Consider the following 20237-nt stretch of genomic DNA (forward strand, 5'->3'; position numbering starts at 1 on the left):
TTAGTTGGGGGTATCCAAACTGGCAAAAATTCTTCATGAGACAATGAAAGAGAACAATTATTCTTTTATCTTAAGAACTTTATATCATCTCCAACCAATCGAACGAGTATGTCTGGTACAGCAAACTGGTCTATCACCAAGTACAGTTACACGTTGTATTGCAGAACTAATAGATGCCGGTTTTATTTCAGAAGTAGGAACCTCTGAAAGGACAAAACTTGGTCGTAAGCCTGTAAAACTTAAAATCAATCCAGAAGCTTTTAATGTGTTAATAGTTGACATCGGAGCTTTTAAAACCAACTACGCTCTCGGCTTTTCAGATGGAACGTTAGAAAAACTTCAATCTTTGGATACACCAAACTCTTTTGAAGAGATATTGAACGAAGTAAATAAACTTTTGAATTCGTACAAAAGAGTAGAAGTCGTCGCATTTTCAATTCCTGGAATGGTTGATGTAAATAGCAGCACAATTTTGTTTGTTCCAAGTAAGGGCTGGCGCAATATAAAGATAGAGGTTGAAGGAAAGATAGTATACGCAGATAACGAAGCAAATCTTGCCATGATATCAGAAGCTTTCGAAAGAGAGGAGATTCGCAGTTCAAAATGTTCCGTTTTTGTGACTGTCAGAGAAGGATTTGGAACAGGTTTGTGGATTAACGGCTCTATCTTTCGTGGACCTTCTTTTACAGCTGGCGAATTTGGGCATACAACGTTTGATTTATTTAGTAAGAATATATGCCATTGTGGAAATACAGGATGTGTGGAAACTTATGTATCACTGTCCTCCTTCTTTGGAGAAAATTATGGGTTTTTTAAGTCTTATTTTTCCGAAAAAGATTGGAAACAAAATCCTAAGATTTTTGAGTACATCAATTTGCTTTCCCGAGCCCTGTCAAATATAGTTAATGCGTTGAACCCGGAGTACATAATAATTGGCGGAGACCTTTCCGGAATCGATGGTGAATTTTACGAAATACTAGAAGAATTTACAAAGCGTTATTCACTTGAACATGCTGCAAAGATTTTAAAAGTCTTGCCTTCAACTTTTATAACTGACACGTATTTGTATGGTGCGCTTTATGCCGTAATTGAAGAATACTTAATACCAAACATGATTCGTAAAATTACAAAAAAATAATCAAGTGGAAGCTAGATAGTTAATTTACCCATCGTTTTTTCACGCGACCGTATGTACTGACCGGTATATGATGGTTCGTTAGTCAAAATATGCTTTCTCATATTGTTTTACCGATGTGTATTGACGGGGTTCGCCAAACAAACTCATAGCCGACTTTCACTATCAAGCTTTCGCTCATGTCGGACGTTATAAAAAAGATGGCCTGGAGACCAGGCCATTTTCTTGTTATTTATTTTTCTCAAAACTTCACACTTGGCACTTCTTCTGCTCCAGGTTTTGCCTCAAAGTATTGTTTTTCCTTGAAACCAAACGCATTTGCAATTAACACGTTTGGAAATCTTTTTATAAACGCATTGTATTCCCTAACAGCTTCGTTGTAGTCCTTTCTTGCCACGGCTATTCTGTTCTCCGTTCCTGCAAGTTCGTCCATTAGCTGTCTGAAATTCGCATCGGCTTTAAGTGTTGGATAATTCTCAGCAATTGCAAGCAATCTTGATAAAGCAGTGTTTAATTGTGCATCAGCTGTCGCTTGTTCTTCTGGAGTCCTTGCTCCTATTAACTTAGACCTTGCATCAGCAATCGCTTCAAAGATTTCCTTTTCATGTGCAGCGTAACCTTTTACAGTCTCAACAAGGTTTGGTATCAAATCCGCCCTTCTTTGCAGTTGGTTTTGAATTTGGCTGTAGCTCTCTTGAACTTTCTGTTCTAAAGCAACCATTTTGTTGTACGTACCTATCACCCAAAAAATTGATATAAGAACGATGATAAGTACCACAATCAGTGCTATCGCCCATGGTTTCAACTTCAATTTCTCCACCTCCAATTTTATACGTTCGCTTTGTCACTATTGTATCACAATTTTCGTATTTTTACTAACGACACCTATAATCTCTCCATCCACTAATTCCAAAACCTTGTCTAAGTTCTCCCTTGAGGCAATCAAAATCATCCCATACCCCATATTAAATGTGCGCACTGCTTCTTCAATTTCCACATATTTCAACACCCATCGCATGTAATCTGGTAATCTTACGGTAATTTCCCATCCTTTTTCTTTTAAAACCCTTCTTAATGCTCTTAAAATACCCCCACCTGTAACATGGGCGATACCTTTAACAAGTTCAAAAACTTTAGTAACCTCACTGTATATCTTTGTCCCCTTCAAAAGGTCAAAGTTCAACTCTTTGATACTTACCTTTTCTTCTTTTAAAATTTTTCTTATCAGTGACCATCCGTTGGAATGAAACCCACTGGCTGGTAGCCCTATGATTACGTCTTCATAATTTATCGTCTCAACAGGCATCCTTCTTTGGAGTGTGCCTATACAAAAACCTGCAACATCCCAATCTTTTTCGCCGTAAATAGATGGTATCTCTGCCGTTTCACCAGCAACAAGTGCCATGTCATACTCTGAAAGTTTTTTAGTGAGTGCGTTAATAAATTCGTAGTGGTCTTTGTCTATATGGTTCACACCTAAATAATCAACAAATGCCTTCGGAAGTCCGCCCACGCAGACGATATCGTTGTAGTTCATTGCTATCAAATCTTGAGCTGCATCCTCCCATCTGTTGTGTTCAATATGTAACAACAACTTTGAACCAACACCGTCTGCCGTCAATACTATCGGAGGATTTGTGAAATTCAAAATTGTGGCGTATCCTGTAGGTTCTTTAACCACCCATTCTGGGACTTTGACGATGCTTTTGATATAATCGGTAAATTCATCGTTTCTAAGAACATCCACACCCGAGCCTGAGTATGTGTATTTTTTTCCTTCTCCATTCATATTTTCACCTCGCAAACTGCTTGAAGTAACAAACTACAAAGCAATGTCATCTCTGTAGAACATACCTTCGAAGTGCATATTTTGGATGTTTTTGTATGCTTTTTCTCTTGCCTTTTCCAATTTTTTATCGATTCCAACTGAATGTAGAACCCTTCCCCCGGAGACGACTAATTCGCCATTTTGTTCTTTCACACCAGCGAAGAAGAGTATGTTTCCCTCATTCTCAATATTTTCTATATTCTCAATCACAATCTTTTGCCCTTTCCTTGGGTTTTCTGGGTACCCTTCCGATGCGACGACCACATCAACCGCGAATTTTGATGCTTTATATTCCTCAAAATCATCATTGTTGAAAGCCTTCAGAACATTTTCCACAAACTTTTCAGGTTCCATAGCAACTATCACTTCCGTTTCTGGGTCTCCAAGTCGGACGTTGTATTCCAAAACGTAAGGTTCGTCCTCTACAATCATAAGACCTACATAGAGAAAACCTTTGTAGTAAATCCCTTCTTTTTCCAATCCGAACAACGTTTTATCAAATATAGTTCGTATTTTTTCAACCAGTTTCTGATTTATTTCAACAGGTCCATAGGCTCCCATTCCACCAGTGTTTGGTCCTTTGTTACCTGTAAAAGCACGTTTGTAATCACGTGTAAACGGTAGCAGGGCGAATTTTCGTCCACTTACGATGGCGATAGCAGATAACTCCCAACCCTTTAAAAATTCATCCACGACTACGGGACCACTAACCCCTGGAATCAGAGTGCCGTCCATAAGTTTGCTACCCTTTTCAATTGCATTTGAAATGTTATCCTCTATTACTACACCTTTACCTTGCGCAAGCCCATCCGCTTTAATGACGTAAGGAGGTGTAAATGATTTGAGTGCATCAACAAGCTGGACCTTATTTCGTGCAATTTGGAATTTTGCAGTAGGTATATTGTATTTTTCCATAAAGAGCTTTGCAAAGCATTTCGAGCCTTCAAGTTTCGCACCAGCCGAATCTGGTCCAAAGACATTTATTCTTCCATCTGCAACACCTTTCACCAGGAAATCCTCAGAACCTGGAATTACCAAATCAAAATCACTTAAGATGTTGCCATTAAAAAGTTCTGATTCATTAATGCTTAAATTTTTACCTATCCACTTTGTCCCAGCGTTACCTGGGTAAAAAGAAACTTCACAACCAGCTTTTTTGAACGCCCATCCAATAGCGTGTTCCCTTCCACCGCTCCCAAGGACCAACACTCTTTTAACCTTCCCAACTCCACTCATACATCTTCACTCCCAAAAATACGTTTTCAGTGTCTGAAGAGTCTTATTGGGGATTTGTAGAACGTTGTGCCCTTCTCCCGTGCAAAATTCAGCACTTCCTCATCTCGTATAGAACCGAGTGGTGCAACGACGCATTTAACACCTGCATCGATAAGTATTTCCAAACCATCTGTGAATGGGAAAAATGCGTCAGATGCTGCTATCGCACCTTTTGCATTATCCTTAGCCAGAGTTGTGGCTATCCACGCTGACCTTTTTCTTGATGGCTGCCCTCCGCCTATACCAACAGTAACACCATCTTTGACAATCACTATCGCGTTAGATTTCACCGCTTCTACAACAATGAGCGCAAATTTTACGTCTTTAACATCACACGGCTCACCGAAAAGTAATTCTGGTTCGCCTTCGAATTTTCTTTCAGATAAAACCAAACTACCAAACGCAACTTTTCCTGCGTATGGTGTGTATTCCTTAGGTTGTATTAGTCTGACTTTCTTTTTCGATAAGTATTGCACTGCCTGTGGTTCAAACTCCGGTGCAACGATAACTTCAAGGTAGGTGTTTATAGCTTTAGCCATATCCAAAGTAAATGGAAAACTTGTTGCGAGTATACCCCCGTAGCTTGATTCACTATCCGCTTCAATTGCCCTTGTGATAGCATTTATCTTTTCTTCATCGCTATCGGTTCTTAGATACGATACTCCACAAGGTGTTTGATGCTTTATAACCGCCACACCACCGCCAATGGTCTGCAAGTTTTTGGCAAGGACCCATGCTGCCTCAGCATCCAATATGTTGTTGTATGAAAGTTGTTTCCCTTCATGCAGCAATTCAAACTGAGGCTTTCCGAAGATAAAAGCCCTCTCATGTGCGTTTTCACCATACCTCAACTCGATATCGTATCTCTCAAGCTCAAGTTTCTCAACACTTTCCACTTTCAAAAATTCCATAAACTTACACCCCCCACGTGACTTTTCTTCCTTCTATCTTGCATGGTTTTTGAAGCAGATTGTTGATTACCCTCCAATAGTTCTCATGCTCAAGCTCATGAATCTTTGACTCCAGCGTTTCCAAATCCCAACTCTCTTCAATCTCTATAGCTTTTTGAAAGATTATCGGACCGGTATCAACACCAGCATCGACGAAATGTATAGTAATTCCTGTTACCTTGACCCCATAGTCATACGCTTGTTTTATCGCATCCTTTCCTGGAAAGGCTGGAAGCAAAGATGGATGGATATTCACAATCTTAGGAAAATACTTAGCCACGATATGTTCGGGGATAATCCTCATAAACCCTGCTAAAACTATCAAGTCTGGATTTAAGTTACCGATAACCTTTTCGAAGTCCTCATACCAAGGTTTCGAAAGAATTATTACTTCTACACCTAATTTCTTTGCCCTATCAATTGCTCCACATGCTCTGTCGACGATAAGTGCCCTCACATCTGCTATTAGTTCTCCGGAAAGCGATTTTTCTGCCAGCACTTGGAAGTTACTACCATTACCAGAAGCAAGAACAACTATGCTTGGTTTGTTAGATTGTTCAGCATTTATACTGGATAGTTCAGATCGAAACATCCCATGCATATTCCATGCACCCCACAGCTTTCAAAGACTTCTCGATACCCTTTAACAGACAAGTAAACCAGCTTATCGGCTCCAACATACTCTTGGAGTTTTTCAATGTCATTTTGAGAGGCTATCAGTTCACTTCTTCTTGATGTATCTATTCCATAGTTACAAGGTCCAACCACAGGCGGTGAATGGATACCAACATAAACCTTTTTAGCAGCGGCTTCCCTCACCATCTCGACTATCAACTTTATCGTCGTTCCGCGAACAATTGAGTCGTCAATTAACAAAACTTCCTTACCTTCGAGCACAGCACTTAAAGCCGCCAGTTTTCTTCGAACAATGTCTTGCCTATTTTTCGGCATGATAAAACTTCGTCCAATGTAATGGTTCCTTATCAATCCATACTCTATCGGTATCCCAGATGCTTGACTGTAACCAAGCGCACCGGAAAATCCACTATCTAAAACAGGAACAACGATATCTGCAACTAGCTTGTGTTCCTCGTATAATTTTCTTCCCAATGCTTTTCTAACTTCGTGTACGTTCACGCCATAAAAATTACTATCAGGACGAGCAAAGTAAACGAACTCGAATGAACAAAACCTATCATCTCGCTTAGCAAATCTAACAATTTCAGGAGGGTTGTTATCGGTAAAAAACACAACAGTTCCAGGCTCGACTTCCTTTATTTCTTCACAACCTAAAACCCTTAATGCTACATCTTCGGACGCTACGATATAGCCTTCTTGAAACTTACCGTAAAAGAGTGGACGAATACCAAACGAATCCCTTGCCGCTGCAAGGAAAGAGTCGTGAAGAACCACTATAGAATACGCTGCTTTTATCCTGGAAAGTGCCCACTGGAGTGATTCACGCGGATTTGAGTAGGGAGCGATTGAAAAATAATGGATGATAATCTCTGTATCAAGTGTGGTTGCGAATATACCTCCACTTTCCATTATGAACCTTCTTTTTTCGTCTGCATCAACTATATTTCCGTTATGTGCAACAGAAATTCTCCCTTTCAGAGTGTGGGCTGTTATCGGCTGGATTTCGTCAAGCGAGCCATAGGTGGAATACCGCACATGCCCAATTCCTTTGGTACCAGGAATGTAACGTTCTGAAGTTAAAACATTTTCAACCAACCCTTCACCTTTTACTGATTTGAACCCGTTCACAACTACACCAGCAGATTGCTGACCTCTGTGCTGGAGCGCAAGTAAAACATCATGAATAACGTTATACGCCTCGTCAACGTTCCATACACCGGCTATACCACACATCTTTTTCCCCCCACGTGAATCTAAGATTTTATTTTTTCTACGTATTTTTTTCTCTGCTTACGGTATTAAAAACACGCAGAGGAACCAACCGGTTCCTCTGCGCACACTTATCCCTTATTTCACATCAGGTAGTAGTATTCTCAAGATGTCTTCATTCTTGATTCTGATGTAGCCTTCTTGGAGTTCTTTGAAAGCGATGCTAACAGAGTAGTTATCAGGTGTTGTGACAAAAGGTTTGGCAAAATCGTTTATCGCTTCTGCCCTCTTTGCAATAACTATTGGTATTGCGTACTTGTAGGGTATCTTTTCCAAAAGCTTGTCGTATTGTATAACTAGTCTGCTCACTTATTGCACCTCCTCCATTAAACGTTTCACTTTTGAAGTATTTTTGATTCTTTCAAACTTTAGTCTCTCTGCGTAAATTATGGACATCAAGTTTCTTATCGATTCTTCTAAGTCTTCGTTAATTATTAAGTATTCAAATTCTGGGATGAACTTAAGTTCCTTCTTGGCAGTTTCTAATCTTTTTTGTATTTTATCTTCTGTTTCAGTTCCTCTTTTCTTAAGCCTCTCTCTAAGAACTTCGTAACTTGGTGGTGCGATAAAAATAAACTTGGCACCCGAGAAATTCTTCTTAACAGTTAAAGCACCTTGGACATCTATATCAAGTATCACATCCAAACCTTTTCTTATGTTGTCGTAGACCATCTCTGCAGGTGTTCCGTAGTAATTGTCATGGACCTTTGCCCATTCAATAAATTTGTTCTCTTCTATCATTCTTTCAAATTCTTCGTGCGTCACAAAGAAATAGTCTACTCCGTGTATCTCGCCAGGTCTTTGCTTTCGAGTTGTGCACGAGACGGAAAAGACAACTCGTTCAACTCTTTCAAGAACGGATCTAATAATACTTGTTTTACCAACGCCACTTGGACCGCTTATAACAAACAGTATTCCTTCAGCATGGACTTCATTTTGCACATCAAAGTCCTTTTCCTTACCATCCATTCCCGTCTTAGCCCTTTCTTATCTTTTCGAGTTGTTTTTCAATTTCAACCATAGATTCGATGAATCTTTGGGCAATTGTTTCAGGTTGGATAGCACTTAGTATGATGTGGTTTGAGTCCGTAATGAGTATGGACCTTGTCTTTCTTCCGTATGTTGCGTCTATGAGTTTTCCTTCGTTCTTTGCATCTTCTTTCAATCTCTTAAGTGGGGCACTCTCAGGGTTGACTATAGCAATAACCCTGTCACCAGCGATGACATTACCAAAACCGATGTTGATTAATCCAAACATAATCTACACCTCCCAAATTGGTAGAACCTACTTTCAAAATCACGGTTAAATTGTTACTCGATGTTCATTATCTGCTCTTTGAATTGGGAAACCAAATATTTCCCTTCGAGTGCGAGATTCGTGATATCGGTGAATCTGCTCTTTGATAATATCGTATTGAACTCTCTTAGAATTTCTTGTGATATGAAATTCAGCATGTCACCTACAGGTTCGTCCTTTGAGAGCAACTCGCGCGTTCTTTTGAGATGGCTATCCAACCTGACGAGTTCTTCGCGTATGTCAGCCCTATCGGCAATGAGCGCAACTGCACTTTCAAAAAGTTCTCTATTAAGTTCAACATCATCAGGTAGCAAATCACGTGTGTTTGTTTTAATCCTTTGCGCAACTACTTTTGGAATCTCCGATGCTTTCTCGTTTATCTTCTCCACGATTGACTCCATCTTTTCTACCATTTCTACCAAATCTTTTGTTAGTTTTTCACCTTCGATTTTTCTCTCCTTGACTACCTCAATCAGTGTTTCCTCTAAAACTGCCTTTGCGTGTTGCCACGCATTTTCAATCTCTTCGTTACTTATCTCAAATTGAAATGCATCCCTGAAAGTAAGTAGGTGTTCTAAGCTAACAGGCATTGGGATGTTCAGATTCTCTCTGATGTCGGAAAGAGCATCGTAATACGTTTTAAGCAAAGAGTAATCAACAGAAACTTGGATTGGCTTGATGAATTTAACCCAAATCCTTGCACTAACTTTCCCTCTGGAAATGTATTCTTTTATCTTTGTTATGGCATCAAGCTCTTTTGAGTTAAGAAAGTAATTCATGGAGACGTCGATTGTAAGTCCCTTTGAGTTCAACGTCTTCACTTCGCACGTAATTTTGTAATCTTCAAGTATTTTTTGAACCTTTGCATATCCTGTCATACTTCTGGGCATTTAGACCACTCCTACACTTTGCTGATACTATTATACATTAAATTTCCAAAAATTCCAAGTATTTCACTAAAAATTAAAAATAAATGCGGGAGTATCCCTCCCGCACTTTTTTTTACAATCTTACAACACAGTTCACTGAAGTTTTGAAAGAATAGTTTCAGCAATTCTTTCTCCACTTAGTCCATAGATTTCAAAGAGCAATTTTGCCTCACCAGAGACAGGGAAATCATTTAAGCCAAGTTTGATGAACTGACCTGGTAGTATGCGCATTTCAAAAAGTTTTTGGGCTATGAGACTACCCAAACCGTTCAGCACGTTGTGGTCTTCAACAGTGACAACAAAGTTCGAGTATTTTCTGAGCACTTCTTCATCCAAGTCATACGGGCAACTCACGTTGATAACCGCAAAATTGACCCCTTTGCTCTTCAGAATTTCATGCGCTTTAAGTGCGTATGGAACAGCAGAACCTATCGCGTATATCACACCATCAGTTCCATCCCTCAGGATATCCATTTTTCCATACATGAACTCGTAATTTTCATCAAAGAATAAGCTTCCATCCTCTTTCCTTACAGGTTCAACTTTACTTCTTCCAACCGCGACAACGAAGTTTCCATATTCTTTGGCTATGTATCTAACTACCCTATCTGTCTGATTCGGGTCAGCCGGGACTATGACTTTGAAGCCATACCAAGCAAGCGGTGCACCGATGTAGTTAAGTGCATGGTGTGTTTTACCATCTTCGCCTACATCAATACCACAGTGCGTCACAACGACTTTAAGATTTGTGTTGTTGATAGCATTCAATCTGTGTTGGTTGAACGTCTCGTCAATCCCAAAAACCCCAAAATCGGCAAAGAATGTAACGATACCATCCGCAGACATCGCACCAGCCAAAGCGGCTGCGTTATGCTCTTGCACCCCTATTTCGACTATTCTGTCAGGTCTTTCCTTGTCCAAAAAATCCAATTTCACAGAACCCTTCAAGTCACAATCTACAGCAACCACGTTGTCATTAATCACGGCAAGGTCCGCGATTGCCCTACCAAGCGCACTTCTGTTGTCCGTTGACTTATCGTATACCCTGGCTTTGCCCGTATCCAAACGCACCTGGTAATAAAGCTTTACTTTTTTGTGAGCCTCAACTGGTAATTTTTTGCGCATCTCTAAATATTTCTCAACGTCGTTCTCAACCCCAAGTTGAGCTAACGCTTTTTCCAATTCTTCTTTGTTTAAAGGCTTCCCGTGGTAATCAGGTTTATCTTCCATAAAATCTACGCCTTTACCGATTACGGTATGAGCAATTATTGCCGTTGGGTAACCATCATCTCTTGCAATTTTCAGGGCTGCAAGTATTTGTTCAAAATCATGACCATCTATCTCAATCGTCTTCCAACCCGCCGCTTCAAACTCTGCCTTAATATCCACATACATAATCTCATGTGCGTGTCCGCTAATTTGAATGTCATTGTAATCAACCAACACAGTTAAATTATCGAGTTTATACTTTCTTGCAGTCCTTCTTGCCTCTTGAACTTGCCCTTTAGCACTTTCTCCATCGCTCATTACTACGTAAACATGGTAATTCTTATTTTTATACTTCGCAGCAAGAGCAAAACCAACACCAGCAGACAAACCTTGTCCAAGATTTCCCGTGGTCCACTCCACACCAGGAATCCCGCGAGTGATATGTCCTTCAAATATAGATGCTGGATGTCTGAAACCTGCTATCACTTCGTCTCTATCAACAAATCCAAAAGCCGCTAAAGTTGAATAAACAGCTGGTGAGATGTGACCATGGCTTATGACTATTCTATCTCTATCTTCATTCCAAGGGTCTTGTGGATGCACATTGGCAAATGAATAAAGGGCTAATAGCATATCAATAGAAGACATCGACCCACCGGGATGTCCAGAGTTCGCTACGTAGGTCATCTTCAGAATATCACCACGACACTGAACGCTTAGTTTCTTTAGTTCATCAAGTGTTTTTCGCACTCCTAATACCTCCCGTCTTTGCATTTTTTAGTATGTCTTTGATTATTCATAGGCTATTTCGTATATCTTTCTGATATCTTCCATCTTCAGTTCCTTAACTGTTCCAAAAGGAGCGTGTTTGTTGGCAAGTTCAGTAAGCTTTTCAATATCTTCCTTGCTAATACCAACCTCTTTTAACGTCACGGGAGCACCAATTTTCTTGTACCAAGCCTTAAGTTGATTGATAACATCATCTGGTGAGAACTCACCACTCATATTGAAAATATTCTTACCAAACTTGATAAGCTTTTCAGATATTCGGTCTTTCACGTAAGTCATCCAGGCAGGGAACACAATTGCAAGACCTGCACCGTGAGCGATATCCGGGTTGAACGCACTTATAGCATGCTCAAGTTCGTGAGAAGACCAATCTCCACCTGTTGTACCCATACCTGTCAAACCATTAAGTGCCAGTGTGGTAGCAAGGCAGAAGTTTGCCCTCGCTTCGTAGTTTTCAGGCTCTTTGAGTAGGACTTCTGTAGTTTCCATCAGCGTTTTGATTATACCCTCGTCTATTCTATCGATTAAATCACTACCAGCAACATCGAAGTAGTATTCCATAACATGACTTATTGCGTCTATCGCACCATATACAACTTGATTTGCTGGCAAGCTGTATTGTGTAGTTGGATCAACTATCGAAAGAACTGGATAAACATGTTTTGAGCTGAAATAAAATTTCTCCTGAGTTTTTTCGTTTGTCACGACCGCATTTCCGTTCATTTCAGTGCCTGTGGCTGACATTGTAAGGATAACATACAAAGGAAGTGCTTTTTTTACGTTGTATTTACCTGTGAACGCATCCCAGATATCACCTTCGTAATAAAAACCTGCTGCTATTGCCTTTGCACTGTCGACAACACTTCCTCCACCTACTGCAAGAATCGCCTCAACGTTGTTCTCACGCGCAACCTGTATAGCTTCGTGAACTTTTGAAAGAACAGGATTAGGCCTTACACCTGAAACTTCTACCTTCTCTATCCCATTATCACGAAGCGACCTAACGACCTTTTCATAAACGCCGTTCTTCTTAATTGAGCCTCCACCGTAAAGCATCAAAACCTTTCTTATACCATCCTTTTTCAAGTATTCACCTATCTTTTCAACGGTTCCTTTTCCAAAAACCAGTTTCGTTGGGTTGTGAAAAACAAAATTTTCCATATCTGTTCACCTCCTAATCGCAAGTTTTTTAACCAAGAGTTTGATACTTTCCTCTGTTTGATATTATATCACATGGTATATAATATTGGTAGAAATATTCAGCTTGCCCAAACCCTGTGAAAGATTACAAAACGAGAAAATCCACGGAGGCGATAGAGTGTCAAAGATTTTTCAATATAAAAAAACAGTCCTAATAATAACCATCATGATCTCAAGTATTCTTTCTATCGGAATAGTAATACTCATAGCAAATCTGTTAGCCAACTCAGTTGCAATCCATCTGATATCCAGAATCCAAACAACTGTTGTTGAAAAAATATCGTCAGATATAGAGCATTATTTAGAACAACTAGCAAGTCCTCTTAGAAAATACACTTCTGACAACGACCTTTCAATTTACATAAAGGATCCTATGGATGAATTATCGACCGGGCTATTGCAATGGGAAGTTGCAAACGTTAACAATGTTATGCGCTTGGAAGGTTACCTGGAAACATTTATTATGCTGAAAGATAACCGTGTTGTCTCCGAAGATGGATTAGTCCAAATTTCTATACCTGCCGAGGTAACTGAGAAGATTTTCTCCGGTGAAAAAGAACATGATATTTACATGATACATGAATACAAAGGAAAGAAAAACATCGTTGTTTTAGTAGGAATCAAAGGTCCAGATAGGAAAACAAAAGCGATTTTGATGGGACTTTACCCGGCAGATGGACTGCAAAAATTGATAGCTCAGACAAAATTTGGAAAATCTGGTTACGTAGGGCTAGTCTACGGCACATTAACGGTAGCACACCCTGTCGAGGAATATGTGGAGACTTTCGATTTGATGAATAATCCTTGGACTAAATCTTTTGCTGAAATGATAACAAAATCTGTTCAAGGCCATGGAATTTACACTTATCACACCAAAAAGTTCGCAACATTTCGCAGAGTTGGGAAATACAATCTCACGGTAGTTGCAGTTATTCCATATTCTGAGATAGTTGAGGAAGCTAACAATGTAGTTAGGTTAAGAGCTTCTTCCCACGCAATAATAACGCTCAGTACAGCTTTGGCAATTTTGTTTTCGTTCGTATTCATTCTTTTTACCATCAACGTTGAAAAAAACGAAAGATTGAAGAAAATGGTTGAAGAACTAAACGAAATGAATAACGAACTTGAAGTTGCTTTTAATGAACTGGAGGAAGCACAGAGCAAAATAATCAACGCAGAAAAGATGGCGGCATTGGGCAAGATGATTGTAAATATAGCACACGATGTTAACACACCAGCCGGAGTGATTTATTCATCACTAACAGAAGTTGAACACACATTAAATGATATGAAGAATAAATTCTTCTCAGAAGAACTAACCGAAAGTGATTTCCTGGACAAGGTCGATGTCCTAACACAGTTGACAGAAATAATGACCAGAAATATTAGGAGAATCATTGACCTCGTTCAAAGCCTTAAACGCGTTGCAATGAGCGAAATGGTAGAAAGTTATTCTTCCGTAAATCTGAAAGCTTTGGTTGAAGATGTCGTAAGAGCAATATATCCAAAGCTTAGAGAATCAAGTGTACAAATACACACGGAAATCCCAGATGACTTAGTTGTCCACACTATCCCGGGTGCACTAGCACAAGTTTTAATCAATCTCATAGACAATGCGTTGACACACGCATTTGAAGAAGATGCAGAAGGAACGATACTTATAAAGGCGGAAAAAATAATCACAGATGGAAACAAAAAAGTGCTAAAGATAATATTTGCTGACAATGGAAAAGGGATGGACGAAAAGACAAAAAAGCACGCATTTGAACCTTTCTTCACCACAAATCCAGATATTGGCACAGGGCTTGGTCTGAGTATAGTCTACACATTAGTTGTTGAAAAGCTCGGAGGAGAAATAGAATTGGAAAGCTCACTTGGAACAGGCACAAGGATAATCATTAAAATACCCGAAAATAAGGAAGTGGAACCTAATGAAGAAGGCAACAAAAGCTCAGAAAAGTAAAGTATCAAGAAGTAAGACTAGGATAATCGTAATTCTCATTTTTCTCTACTTGATTTTTCCCGCCAAACACTTGGCTGTTTCTCTGGAAAAGTATCTTAAAAATTCAGGTATCCCGACTTATACTGTAATTTCTTCTTCAAATTCTCTTTTCGGCGGGAAGTTCTTTCTTCTGAACGTGAAGAGTCAAACCTGGAGAGGTATCGAATGGAACCATAAAGTAGGTATCTACATCCCACGAAATTTAGCTTACAAAAACCACGGAATCCTTATGGTGACAGGTTCAGCACCTAAAGATCCCATGTCTAAACTCAACCAATACGCTCTTGTTATTGAAAGTATCGGTGCTCCATTTGTGATACTGTGGGATATACCCAACCAACCACTATTTGGTTTGAAAGAAGACGCTCTGATTGCTTACACTTTAGCAAAATACCTAGAAACAGGCGAGGAAGATTGGCCCCTGCTCTTTCCCATGGTAAAAGGCGTTACCGCAACCATGGACTGTGTTCAAGACTTTCTCAAAAAAGAATTAAACCTTGACCTTGAAAAGTTTTTAGTAACTGGTGCATCCAAAAGAGGTTGGACCACATATCTAACAGGAGCTGTCGACCAAAGAATTTTTGTGATTGTTCCTATTGTATACGATAATTTAAACATGCCTGAACAGATGCGAAAACAACTCGAATACTACGGAACGTTCAGTGAACAAATAAGAGATTACACAAGGTATGGTCTCACGAAAATGATAGCGGACGCTTCCCCAAACGAAGTTCCAGAAATTGTTAAGGCAATTGACCCTTTCTATTACAAAGATAAACTCACCATACCAAAACTTATCGTTATAGGGACAAACGACCCGTATTGGGTTGTTGATTCTTCCCAGCTATATTTCTACGACCTACCTACCCCAAGGTATGCATACGTTATGCCAAATGAAGCACACAATGTAAGTAATCAGATTGAATTTTTCAACACTCTCAAAGCGTTTTTTTCACTGTCCACATTGAACAAACTTCCAGAGATATCGTGGAAAGAGACCGAAAACGGGATAGTTCTTAGAACAGCCGAGGAGTTAGAATACGCAAAAGGGTGGGTTGCTATTTCAGAGACGCTGGACTTCAGAAAGGCACGATGGGAAAGTATAGATTTGCAAATAGAAGTTAGTGAAAACGGAGACAAAATAGTTGAGTTCATACTCAAAGAAAGCAACATAAAAAAGAACGTAGCAATTTTTATTGAGGTCAGAATTGTAAAAGATGGATATTCATTCAGTTTGACAACGATTCCAAAAGTTTTCAAGAAAAACGATAACTGAAAAGCCCGCCATCGGCGGGCTTTGTTTATTTAATTTCTAACCACAGATCATCCATTATTAATGGATCCGTTGGATTTCCTCCACCCATGATGTAGGCTTTTGGTTCTTGCTGGAGTGGTCTGAATTTGTTTTCGATACCATCGTAGTCCCAACTTGTTACATATATCGTCCATCCTTCGAAAGATGATGGATTGCCAAGCCAGTCACCCTTTATTATTATCTTCACCCAGCCATCTTCAACAAAAACTTCAGGAGAACCTATCTGCGTCCCAAACCTATCTTTTGATGCTCCTTGCGAAGTGTAAATCGCACTAGACCAACCTGTTGCAAAGACTTCCCAATCCCAGTCCCAATTGTCGAACTCGTAGTTCTGTAACGGCAAAACTCCCGTGCCTTTCTTTGTTGGGTCATCGATGAATATTTGATATGTAACATGGTCGAAACCGTTTGGTGGTCCCCAGGTTTTTGTTAAGTCCCTCGGTTTAACAGAAATTACTAACGTGCTACCGATACTTTCAACTTTCGCTTCAACAATATCCATCTGTCGTTTGAATGTTGCATCTGTTGGGTAAAGATATGTCCCCGTGAAGCCTATATCATCATCAAGTGGGTCCTTTGTTTCCGCTAATAATTTCTTTTCCAGCTCAACTATAAATCTTATTTCATCTGTGTACACTGTATCTTTAACGTTTTTTCCAACCGCTCTGACAAGTAGTGTATGTTCACCTGGGTCAAGTTTGAAAGGGTCTATTGTAATTGCGAATTTTCCATCCTTTGGTTCTATCTTAATTTCGTTCTCAACCTTTCTGTCTATGTAAACATAAACTGCTTTCGCATTTGTTGTCCCAGTTATTTCTCTCAGCGCGGTTATCTTTTCAGCGTTTGTCAGGTTTAAATTGATAGTCGTGGTTGGTTTGTAAACTTCTGATTTCTCGCTCGATATACCGAAAACAGTTAGCGTTCGCGCTGGAATTCGCAAAGTCACATAGCCCCCATCTTTCACAACAATTGGAGTACTTACGCCTCCACTGAAATTGTAAATAGGTTCTAAGGTGGTTCCAGGTTCATAACCTGTTTTGAAGTTCGCAATTCTTGGATCGTTTGCTGTATTTAAAACAACAAGCAGTTCTTCTTCATCACATTTCAAAGTATAAACCAACAACCCCGCACCTCGTTTTTCGGACAAAAGCACGTTAACTTCTCCGTACCTTGTTGCAGGGTGTGATTTTCTAAATTCGATAGCGTTCTTGATAAACTTGTACATATCGCTCTCGGTGTTGAAGTGATCCTGACCGAACGAACCCCAACCACCTTTGAACATGCTTGCACGTGTTTCTTCAAAATACTGTTCTGTACCATAATATACGACTGGCATACCGGGTAGTGTTAACAACAATCCAAGAGCTTGCATAGTGATATTAGGTGTTACCCCTTTTCCAAACCTTTCCATATCATGGTTATCAATAAATGTTACAAGTAGACCTTTTTTTAATATCTCGTTTCGCACTTTGAGTCTGTAAGCAAGAAAATCGGTTGGTTGCCCACCTTTTATTACGCGCCTGATTTCCTCCATCAAGGTAAAATCAAGCATAGAATTGAAACCATGGTCAAAGTAGGAAGCTATCTCCAGGTCAGATTTATTCTCGTATGGTTTTGAAGAAAGCCAGGTTTCCCCGAAGGCAATGAAGTCTTCTTTCAAAGAGAACATTCCACCGTCACCTTTGAAAAACTCGTCGAAAAACGTTTTGGGAACGTACATTGCTGTATCCACACGAAAACCATCAACTCCAACTTCTTTAATCCAGTAAGCGTAAGAATCTTTTAACGCTTGAACAACTTCTGGATTTTCAGTGTTAAGGTCGTCTAACCCACTCATTTGGTAGTTGAGCTTTTGCTCTGGGTCTGAGTAGTTGTTGATATCTGGCGTCCAGTGGTATATCGCCCTTTGCCTTTGTTCAGGATCGTTGTAGTTGTTCAAATTGAATGGATATTGAGTAGGTGCTGACGTTGGTACACTTCCAACGTTTAATTCGAATTTCCCATTTCTAAACCTGAAATAGTTCCCAACATGGTTAACAACTATATCCTGGATTAATTTCATTCCATTCTTGTGCAGTGCTTCAGCAAGAGCTTTATAATCTTCAAGTGTTCCAAAGTGTTCGTCAACCTTTTTAAAATCCCTTGCCCAGTAACCATGGTATCCACCGTAATTTACCCAAGGGTCCCACCATTGATTCGCCACGGGTGGTGTTATCCAAATTCCATCGACACCAAGACCTTTTATGTAGTCAATCTTGTCAATAATACCCTTCAAATCTCCTCCGCTGTATTTCGCTCCATCACGAGGGTCGTATTCACCTTTTCCTTGGTTGTTGTTGGAAGGTTCCCCATCGTTAAAACGATCAATCATTATCATGTACAAAACCTTATCAGCCCACCCGCCTTTGTACTGAGTTAGCACGTCGGCAAAGCCTACAGAACCTAAAATGTAACTGAACATCAGTCCAGCAAGTAACAAAATCACCACAGAACTTAGGAAACTTGTAAAAGTCCTCTTTCTTTTCATACTTTCTACCTCCTATGGATTGTCCTACCGAAGCTTTTCTTATTCTACCATGGAAAGTGCATAAAAAACGAAGGTGTGGTATAATTTCCAAAGAAGGAGGCGATTGAAGATGATAGATGTCCTGGTAGTTGATGATGAAAAGCATGTGAGGAATTTGTTGGTTCGAATGATTTCCACAGCTTACGAATGCAATCCTGTTGAAGCAGCGAACGCAGAGGAAGCTCTGAAAATTTGTGACAAATATAAATTCGACTTGATCACAACGGATATCAGGTTTGAGAATGAAACAAATCTTGATGGAATTGAATTCATAAAACGATTAAGATTAAGAGGAATATTTACGCCTGTATTGATTATTTCGGCTTTTGCGACGCCGGAGAATATTGCAGAAGTTTGCAAATATCATCCTATAGATTACTTAGCTAAACCATTTACCCAAGATGAATTACGAAGAAAAATAAAAGGATTGCTTGATTATAAGAAAGATTCGTTTGAAAGATACTTAAGAGAGGCTGAAGGGTTAATACATTCTAACTTCCCTGGTGACTTGGATAAAGCAGAACAACTTGTCAGAACTATGTTTTCTCTCATGCCATCGTCACCGATACCGCATTATTTACTGGCAGAAATACTTGAAAAGCGTGGAAATTCTGAATTAGCTGAACGTCACAGAAACGCTGCAAAAGCGTTAGATGTAAACATGAAAGGATATCGAAAGGGTGATGAGCTTGACTCCGATTAACATAAACATACCTGTCGGGCTTAAGTTTTATGTTATCGTGGTTGGATGTGGGAAGGTTGGTCTCGAAGTAGCAACTAGGCTCTCAAGAATAGGGTTTAACGTCACTATGGTCGATAAAAACCCCAATACGTTAAACCTACTGCCCGAAGATTACGGTGGTTTTGTAGTTATAGGTGATGCTACCGAGCGTGAAACAATGGAAAGGGCAAAAGCTATAAAGGCGGACTTACTAGTGACAACGACAGGCGATGATTCAACTAATTACTTTGTATCGTTGGTTGGAGCAAAGATATTTGGGATACCCAGGGTTATCTCGCTTGTAAACAACAGGGAGAATGTGCCACTTTTCATAAAGAGCGGTATTGATGTAATATCACCAATCGATTTAACAGTAGATACCTTTGAACACAACATCCTCGAACACGTTGAACCAAAGGTTGGTGAAAAACGATGAAGATAATAATCATTGGTGGTGCACGAGTTCCTTACTTTCTTGCTAAGAGATTGATAGCACAAGGTTACGACGTCTATTTTGTTAACAAAGACCAAGATCTATGTGAAGAATACTCGAAGACGCTGAACGCTACAATCGTCAACGGGGATGGCACATCAAAGAAAGTCCTCGACCAGCTTGGAATTGAGCCTAATGATATTGTAGTCTTACTTATGGAAAGAGACAGAAAAAATTTCTTTATCGCTCGTTTGGTACAAGAGTATTATGGGGTAAAGAACGTGGTTACTCTATTGAACAACTCTGAAAACCTCGACTTATTTGAACGCTTTGGCATCAGAACACTTGGCGTGACAGACTTAATTATGAGAAATCTGGAACCGTTGCTTTTTGGAAGTCAGTTGACACGCGACCTTGAAGAGAAGACATTCTCCAAAGGTGTAGTTGTATTGGAAATCACTTTAACCTGGGACTCGAGTATCATCCGCAAAAAAATCAAGGAACTTAGTGTACCAGAGGATGTGGTTATAGTTGGGTTAAAAAGAGGCGATAGCTTCTTGATACCTCGCGGAGAAACTACACTTGAACCCGGTGACGAGATTATCCTTGTTTGTCGAGAAGAAAAGCGAATGGAAGTTCTATCATTTTTTAGCTCATGAACAGCTTGTTTTCCTCCTGAG

At 39.7% G+C, this 20237-nt stretch carries 19 protein-coding genes; 6 read left to right on the forward strand and 13 right to left on the reverse strand.

Annotated elements, in window-relative coordinates; translation table 11 throughout:
• Window positions 1-43 precede the first annotated feature (43 nt).
• Entirely contained in the window at window positions 44-1138 is a 1095-nt protein-coding gene (locus AC3M61_RS05595; RefSeq protein WP_500779894.1) for an ROK family transcriptional regulator, read from the forward strand.
• A gap of 238 nt (window positions 1139-1376) precedes the next feature.
• Here the strand turns inward: AC3M61_RS05595 and AC3M61_RS05600 are convergent, their stop codons facing one another.
• The 12 genes from AC3M61_RS05600 to AC3M61_RS05655 form a co-directional block, all read right to left on the reverse strand.
• Entirely contained in the window at window positions 1377-1946 is a 570-nt protein-coding gene (locus AC3M61_RS05600; protein ID WP_500779895.1) for a LemA family protein, read from the reverse strand.
• A gap of 36 nt (window positions 1947-1982) precedes the next feature.
• Entirely contained in the window at window positions 1983-2924 is a 942-nt protein-coding gene (locus AC3M61_RS05605; RefSeq protein WP_500779896.1) for a phosphoribosylformylglycinamidine cyclo-ligase, read from the reverse strand.
• 33 nt (window positions 2925-2957) lie between these two features.
• A complete protein-coding gene (gene purD, locus AC3M61_RS05610) occupies window positions 2958-4199 on the reverse strand; it encodes a phosphoribosylamine--glycine ligase (RefSeq protein ID WP_500779897.1) in 1242 nt (413 codons plus the stop codon).
• 26 nt (window positions 4200-4225) lie between these two features.
• Window positions 4226-5149 (reverse strand): phosphoribosylaminoimidazolecarboxamide formyltransferase, encoded by a 924-nt coding sequence (locus AC3M61_RS05615; RefSeq protein WP_500779898.1) that lies wholly within the window; start codon window positions 5147-5149, stop codon window positions 4226-4228.
• Window positions 5150-5153: 4 nt separating this feature from the next.
• Complete coding sequence (gene purN, locus AC3M61_RS05620; RefSeq protein ID WP_500779899.1) at window positions 5154-5789, reverse strand: phosphoribosylglycinamide formyltransferase; 636 nt, start codon at window positions 5787-5789, stop codon at window positions 5154-5156.
• Window positions 5753-7060, reverse strand: coding sequence for an amidophosphoribosyltransferase (gene purF, locus AC3M61_RS05625; RefSeq protein WP_500779900.1), 1308 nt, complete (start codon window positions 7058-7060; stop codon window positions 5753-5755). Before purF ends, purN begins: the two co-directional genes overlap by 37 nt.
• A 114-nt stretch (window positions 7061-7174) precedes the next feature.
• Complete coding sequence (locus tag AC3M61_RS05630) at window positions 7175-7405, reverse strand: DNA-directed RNA polymerase subunit omega (protein ID WP_029683969.1); 231 nt, start codon at window positions 7403-7405, stop codon at window positions 7175-7177.
• Window positions 7406-8065: a guanylate kinase gene (gmk, locus tag AC3M61_RS05635; protein ID WP_500779901.1), complete on the reverse strand. Its 660-nt coding sequence runs from the start codon at window positions 8063-8065 to the stop codon at window positions 7406-7408. It lies immediately after the preceding gene.
• Between the two features lie 7 nt (window positions 8066-8072).
• Entirely contained in the window at window positions 8073-8354 is a 282-nt protein-coding gene (locus AC3M61_RS05640) for a DUF370 domain-containing protein (protein WP_014452437.1), read from the reverse strand.
• Between the two features lie 53 nt (window positions 8355-8407).
• The gene (locus tag AC3M61_RS05645) at window positions 8408-9283 is read right to left on the reverse strand and encodes a YicC/YloC family endoribonuclease (RefSeq protein WP_029683967.1); all 876 of its coding nucleotides are present in this window, start codon (window positions 9281-9283) and stop codon (window positions 8408-8410) included.
• Between the two features lie 132 nt (window positions 9284-9415).
• Window positions 9416-11281: a transketolase gene (locus AC3M61_RS05650; RefSeq protein ID WP_500779902.1), complete on the reverse strand. Its 1866-nt coding sequence runs from the start codon at window positions 11279-11281 to the stop codon at window positions 9416-9418.
• A gap of 42 nt (window positions 11282-11323) precedes the next feature.
• Entirely contained in the window at window positions 11324-12481 is a 1158-nt protein-coding gene (locus tag AC3M61_RS05655; RefSeq protein WP_500779903.1) for an iron-containing alcohol dehydrogenase, read from the reverse strand.
• Between the two features lie 157 nt (window positions 12482-12638).
• Here AC3M61_RS05655 and AC3M61_RS05660 point away from each other — a divergent pair, with 157 nt between their 5' ends.
• Together AC3M61_RS05660 and AC3M61_RS05665 are read left to right on the forward strand one after the other, a co-directional pair.
• A complete protein-coding gene (locus tag AC3M61_RS05660; RefSeq protein ID WP_500779904.1) occupies window positions 12639-14483 on the forward strand; it encodes a sensor histidine kinase in 1845 nt (614 codons plus the stop codon).
• On the forward strand, window positions 14452-15798 hold the full coding sequence (locus AC3M61_RS05665) for a PhoPQ-activated protein PqaA family protein (protein WP_500779905.1): 1347 nt from the start codon (window positions 14452-14454) through the stop codon (window positions 15796-15798). The genes AC3M61_RS05660 and AC3M61_RS05665 overlap by 32 nt, the downstream gene beginning before the upstream one ends.
• A 25-nt stretch (window positions 15799-15823) precedes the next feature.
• Here AC3M61_RS05665 and AC3M61_RS05670 read toward each other — a convergent pair whose 3' ends face one another.
• Window positions 15824-18364, reverse strand: coding sequence for an alpha-amylase family glycosyl hydrolase (locus tag AC3M61_RS05670; RefSeq protein WP_500779906.1), 2541 nt, complete (start codon window positions 18362-18364; stop codon window positions 15824-15826).
• A 109-nt stretch (window positions 18365-18473) separates the two neighbouring features.
• On the opposite strand from AC3M61_RS05670, the gene AC3M61_RS05675 reads away from it, so the two are divergent.
• The 3 genes from AC3M61_RS05675 to AC3M61_RS05685 are packed head-to-tail and all read left to right on the forward strand — an operon-like array spanning window position 18474 to window position 20216.
• On the forward strand, window positions 18474-19106 hold the full coding sequence (locus AC3M61_RS05675; protein ID WP_500779907.1) for a response regulator: 633 nt from the start codon (window positions 18474-18476) through the stop codon (window positions 19104-19106).
• A complete protein-coding gene (locus AC3M61_RS05680; RefSeq protein ID WP_500779908.1) occupies window positions 19087-19560 on the forward strand; it encodes a potassium channel family protein in 474 nt (157 codons plus the stop codon). Before AC3M61_RS05675 ends, AC3M61_RS05680 begins: the two co-directional genes overlap by 20 nt.
• Window positions 19557-20216: a potassium channel family protein gene (locus AC3M61_RS05685; RefSeq protein ID WP_500779909.1), complete on the forward strand. Its 660-nt coding sequence runs from the start codon at window positions 19557-19559 to the stop codon at window positions 20214-20216. The genes AC3M61_RS05680 and AC3M61_RS05685 overlap by 4 nt, the downstream gene beginning before the upstream one ends.
• Window positions 20217-20237 lie beyond the last annotated feature (21 nt).

Source organism: Fervidobacterium sp. (assembly GCF_059913585.1).